12 protein-coding genes are annotated in these 10,883 nt (G+C 63.6%); 7 read left to right on the top strand and 5 right to left on the bottom strand.

The genetic code is table 11. The annotated features are described in order from the left end of the window. Nucleotides 1–180 precede the first annotated feature (180 nt). Entirely contained in the window at nt 181–612 is a 432-nt protein-coding gene (fur, locus tag AC30NL_RS11500; protein ID WP_489464135.1) for a ferric iron uptake transcriptional regulator, read from the bottom strand. A gap of 99 nt (nt 613–711) precedes the next feature. Here fur and AC30NL_RS11495 point away from each other — a divergent pair, with 99 nt between their 5' ends. The 7 genes from AC30NL_RS11495 (at nt 712) to holA (ending at nt 7,767) form a co-directional block, all read left to right on the top strand. Next, on the top strand, nt 712–1,251 hold the full coding sequence (locus AC30NL_RS11495) for an outer membrane protein assembly factor BamE (protein ID WP_489464134.1): 540 nt from the start codon (nt 712–714) through the stop codon (nt 1,249–1,251). Next, a complete protein-coding gene (gene dapB / locus AC30NL_RS11490; protein ID WP_489464133.1) occupies nt 1,248–2,054 on the top strand; it encodes a 4-hydroxy-tetrahydrodipicolinate reductase in 807 nt (268 codons plus the stop codon). The genes AC30NL_RS11495 and dapB overlap by 4 nt, the downstream gene beginning before the upstream one ends. Before the next feature lie 190 nt (nt 2,055–2,244). Further along, entirely contained in the window at nt 2,245–2,904 is a 660-nt protein-coding gene (locus AC30NL_RS11485) for a MotA/TolQ/ExbB proton channel family protein (RefSeq protein WP_489464132.1), read from the top strand. Between the two features lie 7 nt (nt 2,905–2,911). Next, nucleotides 2,912–3,328 (top strand): ExbD/TolR family protein, encoded by a 417-nt coding sequence (locus tag AC30NL_RS11480; RefSeq protein ID WP_489464131.1) that lies wholly within the window; start codon nt 2,912–2,914, stop codon nt 3,326–3,328. Between the two features lie 151 nt (nt 3,329–3,479). Further along, entirely contained in the window at nt 3,480–6,128 is a 2,649-nt protein-coding gene (gene leuS / locus AC30NL_RS11475) for a leucine--tRNA ligase (RefSeq protein ID WP_489464130.1), read from the top strand. A 68-nt stretch (nt 6,129–6,196) separates the two neighbouring features. Beyond that, nucleotides 6,197–6,670 (top strand): LPS-assembly lipoprotein LptE, encoded by a 474-nt coding sequence (locus AC30NL_RS11470; protein ID WP_489464129.1) that lies wholly within the window; start codon nt 6,197–6,199, stop codon nt 6,668–6,670. Then, on the top strand, nt 6,670–7,767 hold the full coding sequence (gene holA / locus AC30NL_RS11465) for a DNA polymerase III subunit delta (RefSeq protein ID WP_489464128.1): 1,098 nt from the start codon (nt 6,670–6,672) through the stop codon (nt 7,765–7,767). Before AC30NL_RS11470 ends, holA begins: the two co-directional genes overlap by 1 nt. A gap of 12 nt (nt 7,768–7,779) precedes the next feature. On the opposite strand, the gene AC30NL_RS11460 is transcribed toward holA, so the two are convergent. From AC30NL_RS11460 to thiL, 4 genes are read right to left on the bottom strand one after another with little or no spacing between them, the layout of a single operon-like run. Next, nucleotides 7,780–8,715, bottom strand: coding sequence for a 2-hydroxyacid dehydrogenase (locus tag AC30NL_RS11460; RefSeq protein WP_489464127.1), 936 nt, complete (start codon nt 8,713–8,715; stop codon nt 7,780–7,782). Between the two features lies 1 nt (nt 8,716). Beyond that, nucleotides 8,717–9,223 (bottom strand): CinA family protein, encoded by a 507-nt coding sequence (locus tag AC30NL_RS11455; protein ID WP_489464126.1) that lies wholly within the window; start codon nt 9,221–9,223, stop codon nt 8,717–8,719. Further along, complete coding sequence (locus AC30NL_RS11450; protein WP_489464125.1) at nt 9,214–9,759, bottom strand: phosphatidylglycerophosphatase A family protein; 546 nt, start codon at nt 9,757–9,759, stop codon at nt 9,214–9,216. Before AC30NL_RS11450 ends, AC30NL_RS11455 begins: the two co-directional genes overlap by 10 nt. Continuing rightward, a complete protein-coding gene (gene thiL / locus AC30NL_RS11445) occupies nt 9,756–10,709 on the bottom strand; it encodes a thiamine-phosphate kinase (protein ID WP_489464124.1) in 954 nt (317 codons plus the stop codon). The genes AC30NL_RS11450 and thiL overlap by 4 nt, the downstream gene beginning before the upstream one ends. Between the last annotated feature and the right edge of the window lie 174 nt (nt 10,710–10,883).

Raw genomic sequence — 10,883 nt, 5'->3', positions numbered from 1 at the left:
GGGCGCTGGGCGGGCGCGCTGCGGCGTTGCTCCTCACTTGTGTGGCTCGCCACACAAGTGAGGAGCGCCTTGCATCGCATCCCGCCCAGCGCCCCCAAAACGGGAACTTATTCCGGGCCAAATCCTGAATTCGTGGCCTGGGAGCAACCGGGATGGGGCGCGACGAAACACAACCCCTGGCTACTTGTGCACGCGGTGCGGGCAATTCTTCTTCGTGCAGGCCGCGTACAGCGACAACGAGTGCTCCTGCAATTCGAATCCGCGCGTCTGAGCCACCGCTTTCTGCCGCTTCTCGATTTCCGCGTCGTAAAACTCCTCCACCCGCCCGCAATCCATGCACACGAGGTGGTCGTGATGCTTGCCCTCGTTGAGCTCGAACACCGACTTCCCGGTCTCAAAATGGTTGCGCGACAAGAGCCCCGCCTGTTCGAACTGCATCAACACGCGGTAAACCGTGGCGAGGCCCACGTCGGACCCCTCTGCCAGCAGGACCTTGAACACGTCTTCCGCCGTCATGTGGCGCTGGGTCGAGTTCTGGAAGACCTCGAGGATCTTTATGCGGGGCAGGGTGGCTTTCAGCCCGCTGCTCTTGAGTTCGTCGGCGTGTGTCATGGAGGCTCCGGAGCCAAGCGGGCGAAACCGGCCCACCCGCTAGAATCATTCATCATATCGAGGTTGGCGCCCGCTGCCGGCGTTCCCATTTCCGTCACCATGCGTTCGCTTTCCGTTCCGTTTTGCCTGGTCTTCGCCGCGTTGGCCGCGATGCTCGCCGGGTGCAAGAACCTCCAGTCCTCGGACAACTTCCTCGGCGTCGTCACACCCTACCGGGTCGAAGTCGTGCAAGGGAATGTCGTCACCAAAGAGCAGGCCGACGCCATCAAGCCCGGCATGAACCGCGCTCAGGTGCGCGACATTCTCGGCGCCCCCTTGCTGACCGACGTCTTCCACCAGGACCGCTGGGATTACGTCTTCACCATCCGTCGCCAAGGCGCCGAGCCGCAGCGCCGCAGCGTGGTGGTGCTGTTCGACGGAGAGACGCTCAAGAGCATCGATACCGGCGGGGCCTTGCCGGCGGAGCGCGATTTCGTCGCTTCCATCGATACATTCAAGACCAATCGCAACGCACCGCCGCTTGCGTTGGACGAACAACAGATCAAGGCCTTGCCGCTGCCGGCGAAGGTCGAAGCCCCCGAAGCCGCGGCCTCCGCTGTAACGCCGCCCCGGGCCTATCCTCCCCTCGAGCCGCGATGATGGATGCGCTACGAATTGCAATTGCAGGAGCATCCGGACGCATGGGTCGCATGCTCATCGAGGCCGTGAGCGCGGCTGACGATGTGGTTCTTGCTGGCGCCCTTGATGTGCCGGGCTCGCCAGCCATCGGACACGACGCGACGGCCTTTCTCGGCAAGGCCGGCGGCGTGGCGATTACCTCCGATCTGAAGGCGGGTCTTGCGAATTCGCAGGTGCTGATCGACTTCACGCGCCCTGAAGGCACGTTGGCGCATCTGGCCGCGTGCGAGTCGATGGGCGTGAAGGTGGTGATCGGCACGACTGGTTTTTCCGATGCGCAGAAGGCGCAAATCGCCGAGCACGCCAAGCACATCGCCGTGATGATGGCGCCCAATATGAGCGTGGGCGTGAATGTCGTGCTCAAGTTGCTCGAAACAGCGGCTCGAGCGCTCAACAAAGGTTTCGACATCGAGGTCATCGAGGCGCACCATCGCCACAAGGTCGATGCACCCAGCGGCACAGCGCTCGCGATGGGCGAGGTCGTGGCGAAGGCGCTCGGACGCGACTTGAAGGAATGCGCCGTCTACGGCCGCGAAGGCATCACGGGCGAGCGCGATCCATCGACCATCGGCTTTGCCACCGTTCGCGGCGGAGACATCATCGGTGACCATACTGTGCTCTTCGCGGGTACCGGCGAGCGCATCGAGATCACGCACAAAAGTTCCAGCCGCGTCGTCTATGCCCAGGGCAGCCTGCGCGCTGCGCGCTTTCTCGCCACGAAAACCCAGGGGATCTTCGGCATGAACGAGGTCCTGGGCATCTGAGAGGCTGAGAGTATTTCGATCATGCCCGCTCATCACGCCAAAAGACCCCTGCTCGTCGTTGCAAATGCTCGCCATAGCCCCGGCTATGGCTGCGCTTTGCGCCTAGATCAGGCGCCTTTTGACGTGCTGCTCGGGCACGCTCGAAAAACTCTCAGCCTCTGATCCTGATTTCCAAGAGGAAGGGCCACCGATGAGCGGCTTCCAGCATTTCTGGCAGCAAGGCGACGCGATAACAAGAAGCGTCGCGGCGCTGCTGCTCCTGATGTCGATTAGCGCGTGGGTGGTGATTTTCTGGAAGGGTTGGCTGCTGCGGCGGGTGCGCGTGGACATCGAGCGTGCGGTGCCCGCTTTTTGGGCGGCGTCTGATCTCACTGTCGGGCGCGAACAACTGGCCGCCTTTGACCGTGAAGGCGTTCTCGAACCTCTGGTCAGCGCCGCAATGGCGAGCCCGAACGCCAACACGCTCGAGGCTCGTGGGCATATCGATTCGCAACTGACCAGACGGCTGCGTGATGCTTTGCATGCAGTGCTGGGGCAGTTGCAATTCGGCCAAGTGCTGTTGGCATCGATCGGCAGCACGGCGCCCTTCATCGGGCTCTTCGGCACCGTCTGGGGCATTTACCACGCGCTGCTCAGCATTTCAGCGGCGGGCTCGATCACCATCGAACGCGTCTCCGGGCCTGTTGGCGAGGCATTGGTGATGACTGCGGCAGGTCTCGCGGTCGCGATTCCTGCGGTTCTCGCCTACAACATTTTCGGCAAGCGAGTGGCAAGCAGCGAGGCAGATCTGGAAGGCTTCGCACACGACCTGCGCGAGATGTTTACTGACGCGGCAGAAAAATCTGCCTGAGACAACCATGGCCTTCGGACGCCTTGAACGCACCGCCGGCCCGCAGCCGATGAGCGATATCAACATGACGCCGCTCATCGACGTGATGCTGGTCCTGCTGGTAATCTTCATGATCACCGCGCCGCTGATGACTTCGAGCCTCAAGCTCGATCTGCCCAAGACGGATGCAGCGCAGCCGACTGATACACCGAGCTTTGTCTCTGTGGCGATCGATCCGCAAGGCAAGGTGTACGTGGGCGACGAGTCGCTGGACGCCGCGGCTTTCGCCAAGCGTATGGCGGACGTGGCCAAGAAGAATCCGCAGACCGAGGTGCAGCTTCGCGCGGACAAGACGGTGCCCTACGGGCAGGTGGCCGAGTTGATCGGCGTGGTTCAGAAAGCGGGATTGAACCGGATCGGGTTCGTGGCGCAGCCGACCAAATAGGCGTACGTACCGCATTTTTTGCCACTGCCCGCAAACGCCAGGCACCAAGGACATGATGCAAAGGATGAAGGGGCTGCTTCCTATAATCGGCTGACTTCAATCGGGGCCGACGCTCCCGATCTCCCCGATTCGTGCCATTGCGGCCTATCCCATGAATCCAGACTTCAAACCCGACGAGATCGAGCGCGCCGCGCAGGCCGCATGGAACGCCCGCGACGCCTACCGCGTCAACGAGGACACGGCAAAGCCCAAGTACTACGCCTGCTCGATGCTGCCGTATCCGAGCGGCAAGCTCCACATGGGGCACGTGCGCAACTACACCATCAACGACATGATGGCGCGTTACCTGCGCATGAAGGGCTTCAACGTCCTGATGCCCATGGGCTGGGACGCCTTCGGCTTGCCGGCCGAAAACGCGGCCATCGACAAGAAGGTGGCGCCTGCCCAATGGACGCGCGACAACATCGCCGACATGAAGTCGCAGATGCAGCCGCTGGGCCTTGCCTTTGACTGGTCCCGCGAAGTCGCCACCTGCGACCCGTCGTACTACAAGTGGAACCAGTGGTTCTTCCTGAAGATGCTCGAAAAGGGTCTCGCCTACAAGAAGACACAGGTCGTGAACTGGGACCCGATCGACCAGACTGTGCTTGCCAACGAGCAGGTGGTTGACGGCAAGGGTTGGCGCAGCGGCGCGCCCGTCGAGCGGCGCGAGATCCCGGGTTACTACCTCGCGATTACGCAATACGCGGACGAATTGCTTGCCAATGTGGCCGATCCCGCCAGCCCGGACTACCTGCACGGTTGGCCCGAACGCGTGCGCCTGATGCAGGAGCATTGGATCGGCAAGAGCGAGGGCTTGCGCTTCGCCTTCCGGCACGACATCAAGGACGACACCGGCCACCTGATCCAGGACGGCAAGCTGTGGGTCTTCACAACACGTGCCGACACCATCATGGGCGTGACCTTCTGCGCGGTCGCCGCCGAGCATCCGCTGGCCACGCACGCCGCGAAGCACGATCTGAAGCTCGCCGCCTTTATCGAGCAGTGCAAAAAGGGGGGCACGACCGAGGCCGAGCTCGCACTGAAGGAAAAGGAAGGCTTGCCCACGGGGCTCTACGTTCAGCATCCGCTGACTGATGAGCCGGTCGAGGTCTGGGTTGGCAATTACGTGCTCATGGGCTACGGCGATGGCGCCGTGATGGGCGTGCCGGCGCACGACGAGCGCGACTTCGCCTTCGCGAAGAAGTATGGCATCGACATCCTGCAGGTCATCGCAGTCGACGGCGAAGAGTTCACTTACGACCATTGGCAAGATTGGTACGGTGACAAGCAGCGCGGTATCACCATCAACTCCGACAACTTCAGCGGCATGCCCTACCCAGTGGCGGTCGATGCGGTGGCAAAGGCTCTCGAGCACAAGCACCTGGGCGGCAAGAAGACGACCTGGCGCCTGCGCGACTGGGGCATCAGCCGGCAGCGCTACTGGGGCACGCCGATCCCCATCATCCATTGCCCGCATTGCGGCGATGTGCCCGCGCCCGAGAAGGACCTGCCCGTCCTGCTGCCCGAGGACCTGGTGCCCGACGGCAGCGGGAACCCGCTCAACAAGAGCGCATCGTTCCTGAATGTGTCCTGCCCAAAGTGCGGTGCGCCATCGAAGCGCGATACCGACACGATGGACACCTTTGTCGATTCGGCCTGGTACTACATGCGCTACACCTGTCCCGACAGTGACACGGCCATGGTCGACCAGCGCAACGACTATTGGATGCCGATGGACCAGTATATCGGCGGCATCGAGCACGCGGTCTTGCACCTGCTGTATGCGCGCTTCTGGACCAAGGCGATGCGCGACATCGGCCTCGTGAGCTTCGGTGAGCCTTTCACCAAGCTCTTCACGCAGGGCATGCTTCTCAACGAGTCGTATTACCGCGAAATCGGGCCGAACAAGTTCCGCTGGTTCTACCCCAGCGAAGTGGACGTCCAGTTTGACGACAAGGGCCAGCCGGTCGGCGCGACTGCCCGCGAAGACGGTCAGCCCGTGCAACTGGGCGGCATCGAGAAGATGTCCAAGTCCAAGAACAACGTGGTCGAGCCGCGCGACATCATCGGGAGATTCGGCGCTGACACGGCCCGGCTGTTCACCATGTTCGCGGGGCCGCCTGACCAGAGCGCGGCCTGGTCGGACACGGGGGCCGAAGGCTCCTTCCGCTACCTGCGCCGGTTGTGGAATTTCGGCGTGAAGCACGCTGACCGCATCAAGCGCGGCGGGTACCACCATGAGGGCCTGACGTCCGGCGCCAAGGACTTGCGCCGTGAGGTGCACACGCTCCTGCGACAGATCAGCCACGACTATGACCGGCTGCAATACAACACAGTTGTGTCAGGCGCCATGAAACTGCTCAATGCGCTCGAAGGCGCCGAACTCACCGACACCCCGGCAGATGACGCTGCCTTGCGTGAAGCCATGAGCGTGCTGCTGCGTGCCCTGTACCCTGCGGCGCCGCACATAGCGCATGCCTTGTGGGCCGAGCTCGGGTATGCCGTCGTGCACGGCGATCTGCTCGATGCTGCATGGCCCAAGGTCGACGTGGCGGCCTTGCTGCAGGACGAGATCGAATACGTCCTGCAGGTCAACGGCAAGCTGCGCGGTTCAGTCACGGTGTCGGCGACGGCCGCCAAGGCAGACATTGAAGCCGCAGCGCTCGCGAGCCCGGAGTTTGCGAAGTTCTCCGAGGGCCGGCATGCAAAGAAGATCGTCATGCCGCCGGGGCGCCAGTTGATCAACATCGTCGTTTGATGTAGGCGTCGCACTCGCTTTGCCCCGGCCGGCTCAGCACCCGGCCCGTGGCTGCTTCGAGACGGTCGGTGCTCGTTTTGGCTGCCTGCGCTCTTGCGGGCTGCGGTTTCGAGTTGCGGCGCTCGCCGGAGCTGCACTTTCGCACCATCGCGCTCTCCGGCTTCGCGCCGCGCTCGCCGTTGGCGGAAGAGCTGCGCATGAACATCAACGCGAGCAAGACCACCACCGTCGTCGAATCGCAGGCGCAGGCGCAGGTGGTGCTCGAATCGATCGCGGACGGGCGCGAGCGCGGCGTGGTGGCGAGCACGGCCGCGGGCCAAGTGCGTGAATTGCAGATCCGCACGCGTTTCGTCTTCAAGCTGCGCACCGCCAACGGCCGCGAGTTGATTCCGTCCACCGAACTGCTCCTGAGCCGCGACATGAGCTACAGCGAAAGCGTGGCGCTCGCGAAAGAGCAGGAAGAAGCGCTGTTGTGGCGCACCATGCAAAGCGATATCGTGTCTCAAGTGATGCGGCGCCTTGCCGCCGTGACCACACCCTGATGCAAGTTCGACTCGAGCAGCTCGCTGCCCACCTGCAAAAGGGCCTGCGTCCGATTTACACCCTCTGGGGCGACGAGCCCTTGCTGTCGCAGGAAGCGGGTGATGCCATCCGTGCCGCGGCGCGCGCTGCCGGTCACACCGAACGCCAAGTGCACACAGTGTCGGGCGCGCATTTCAACTGGAGCGGCTTGATCGGCGCGTCGCAGGCGATGAGCCTTTTCTCGGACAAGCAGTTGATCGAGATCCGCATTCCATCGGGCAAGCCTGGCAAGGAGGGCTCGGACGCGCTCCAGCGCTATTGCGAGACCTTGGCCGAGGACGTGGTGACGGTGGTCTACCTGCCCAAGCTCGATCGCCAGCAGCAGGCGAGCGCATGGTTTACTGCACTAGATGCTGCCGGCGTGTCGGTGCGCTGCGATCCGATCGATCGCAAGGCCTTGCCGCAGTGGATTGCGCAGCGGCTCGGGGCGCAAGGACAGCGGGTTCAAGGGGGCGAAGCGGGGCAGCAGGCGCTCGCGTTCTTCGCTGATCGTGTGGAGGGCAATCTGCTCGCGGCACATCAGGAGATCCAAAAGCTCGCACTGCTGTATCCGGCAGGCGAACTGAGCTTCGAGCAGATCGAGGTGGCAGTGCTGAACGTGGCGCGCTACGACGTGTTCAAGCTCGGCGAAGCGGTGCTCGCGGGGCAGGTGTCTCGGGCCTTGCGCATGCTCGACGGTTTGCGCGCCGAAGGCGAAGCGGCTGTGCTGGTGCACTGGACGCTGGCCGAGGACATCCGCGGATTGAAGCGCCTGAAGGATGCGATGGCAAGCGGCAAGCCGCTGCCGATGGCGCTGCGCGAGGCGCGGGTGTGGGGCACGAAGGAGCGTCTCTTCGAGCGCGCCGTGCCAATGATGACGGACAACGCGCTGGCCCAGTTGCTGCATGCGGCACAGGTTTGCGACGGGCTGGTGAAGGGGCTCAAACATCCGGACTGGCCGGTGGAAGCCTGGGAAGGCTTGAGGCGCCTGGTGCTGATGACGATGCAATGGACGGTGGCGTCACCGGGTGCGGCCCGTGGGCGGACGGTGGTGCCGCGGCTGGCGTTGGGGGGCTGAGGACTGGTCGAATCAATATCCTTTCGACCGATCCACCAAATGCTGCAGCGGCAATCCACGCCGAAGCGCACGCACGTTTTTCGCCACCACTGCACTCGCGCTGCGCGGGTCGGTCAAGGCGGCGACATGAGGCAGCACCGTCACCTGCGGATGCGTCCAGAACGCATGGCCGCAAGGCAGGGGCTCGGCATGGAACACGTCGAGCACGGCATGCTCGATCTGTCCGGTGCCCAGGGCCTCCAGCAAGTCCGCGTCGACCACATGCGCCCCGCGCGCGAGATTCACGATCGAAGCGCCGCGTCGCATTTGCACGAATCGCTTCCTGTCGAAAATTCCCCGTGTCTCGCCAGTCAAGGGCAGGAGGTTCAGCACGATGTTCGCCTGCGCAAGCACCGGCCCAAGCGCGCTGTCGCCATGACGCGACTCGACGCCAGGCACCTGGGCTGGCTTCCTGCTCCATCCGATCACGCAATACCCGTTGGTAGCCAGACGCTGCGCCACGGTCCGGCCCATCTCGCCGAGGCCGAGCATGGCAACCGTCACCTCATCGGCGCGACATTGTGGAAGCTGCTTCCACTCCTTTGCACTTTGCTGTTGCGCGTACCGAAAGAAACCGCGATGAATGCCGAGTACGGCCCACAGCGCCGTTTGCGCCATTGCCTGATTCATTGCCGGGTCGACCATGCGCGCGAGGGGCACCTCGGGGGGAAGTGTGATGTCACCCAGCAGCTTGTCGACCCCCGCCCACAGCGACTGGATCAAGCGTAGTGAAGAAAGCCCCTGCAGCGATCCCTCCGAAGGATTGGCGACGATCGCGATGTCTATGTCTTGTGCATCCCACCCGAGGCGGTCGGTGATCAGCGTCTCGCCAGGCATGGCTTCATGCAGGCACTTCAGCCACTCTGTGAGCTCGATTTCGCCGAGGTCGGTCGCAACAAGGATGCTCATTTCAGATCGCAGCCACCGTGACGTTGAGAGCTCGCATGGCCCAGGCCACCGTCTGCTGACGCACCGCCGACCGATCGCCTTTGAGTTGCAAGAGCGTGGCAGCCGCCGGTTGCCCGCGCAGCGCGATGGCGATCCATATCGTGCCCACCGGTTTCGCCTGTGACCCGCCACCTGGGCCTGCGATGCCCGTCACGGCCACCGCAATGTGCGCCCGCGAACGCGACACGATGCCATCGGCCATTGCACGCACGACTTCGCCGCTGACTGCGCCATGCTGGGCAATCAGCTCGGCCGGCACGCCGAGGAGTTCTGTCTTGGCCTCGTTCGAGTAGCTGACCACGCCACGCTCGAACCAATCGCTTGAGCCTGCAAGGTCGGTGCAGGCCGCGGCAATGAGCCCGCCGGTGCAGGACTCGGCCGTCGCAAGCATCCAGCCGCGCGACTTGAGCGCTGCTGCCAGCGATTCCACATCCGCGGCAATGCTTGGGTCGATTTCGTTCACACCCATCTCCACAGTGCGATGACCAGCAAGGTGCACAGGGCCGCAACGAGGTCATCGAACAGGATGCCGAAGCCCTGTGACCAGCCGATGGGCTTCCCGCGGCGACTTTTGAAGAGTTGATCCGCCCATGCGACGGGCCCTGGCTTGGTCGCATCGAAGATACGAAACAGCACGAAGGCGCCGAACTGGGTCCACAGGCCGGCCGGGGTCACGAGCCAGAGAATCAGCCAGAAGGCGATCACCTCGTCCCACACGACAGGCGAAGGATCGGCGATGCCGAGATTGCGTGCCGTGATCGTGCATGCCCACCAGCCGATGGTGAGACCACCCGCAAGCAGAAGTGCCCATTGCGAATCGTTGAGATGCGGTTGAAGCATGACGAAGGCGAGCCACGCCCACAAGGTGCCGACCGTACCCGGCGCGAATGGCGACAGGCCGCTGCCGAAGCCCAGTGCGACGATGTGTGCCGGGTGCGACAGCAGAAATCGCACCGTGGGCTTGCGCGGCGCTGTTCGAACGGGAGGGTGAAGGGCGTCGTTCATGAGCGGAAATGGTCGAACGATCCGAAGGTATTGTCGACAGCGGCGCCGGAGGTGTCGACCAGCCGCAAGCCGGGCGCGGCGTCGATCCGGCCGATGCGTGTCACCTGCACTCTCGATCGGGCGGCAGCCTGGTGCACGGCGTCAGCGCGCTCGGGCGCTGCCGTGAAGACGAGTTCGTAGTCGTCGCCGCCGGCAAGGGTGCACGTGCGTTGCATCGCCATCGCCTGCGCAGCCAGCACCTTGCTGCGAGGCATCGCGTCGACATCCAAGGTGGCACCGACTTTCGATCGCCGCAGGATGTGCGACAAATCTCCGAGCAACCCGTCCGAAACGTCGATCGCACTCGTGGCGATGCCTCGTAAAGCGACACCCAAAGCCACCCGCGGCTGCGGCAGTTCCATGGCCCGGCGCACCGACTCGAAGGCATCGCCTTCCAGGCCCAGCGTGGAGCGAAACACTTCGAGGGCCACGCGCGCATCGCCGACCGTGCCGCTCACGTAGACATCGTCACCCGCTCGAGCGCCCGAACGCAGCAGTGCCTGCCCGGCTGGAATCTCACCAAACACCGTGATGCAGATGTTGAGAGGCCCTTGGGTGGTGTCACCGCCGATCAGCTCGCAGTCATGTTCATCCGCAAGCGCGAACAGTCCGCGCGAGAAGCCCTCGAGGAAGCTCTCATCGGCGCGCGGCATTGCCAGCGCAAGCGTGAACGCTATCGGCGTTGCGCCGCAGGCTGCGAGATCGCTCAGGTTCACCGCCAAGGCCTTGTGGCCGAGCCGTTCGGGCAGCACCGTGGACAGGAAGTGCCGTCCTTCCACCAGCATGTCGCTCGATGTCGCCAATTGCGCACCTGGCGTGAGGGAGAGGATGGCGCAATCGTCGCCAATGCCCAGGCTTGCACGCCGCGCAGGACGCGTGAAGTACCGCTCGATGAGATCGAATTCGCCCATGCGGCGACATTATCGACGCCGGGTTCGCAGTGCTCAGAGGCTGAGAGTTTTTCGATCATGCCGGCTCATCACACCAAAAGCCCCCTGCTCGTCGTTGCAAATGCTCGCCATAGCCAAGCTATGGCTGCGCTTTGCGCCTAGATCAGGCGCCTTTTGACGTGCTGCTCGGACACG

The organism is Rhizobacter sp. (genome assembly GCA_021153565.1).
Classification (GTDB): domain Bacteria; phylum Pseudomonadota; class Gammaproteobacteria; order Burkholderiales; family Burkholderiaceae_C; genus Albitalea.
Note: the sequence above shows the minus strand (reverse complement) of the source record. Positions and strands in the feature narration are given on the sequence as shown.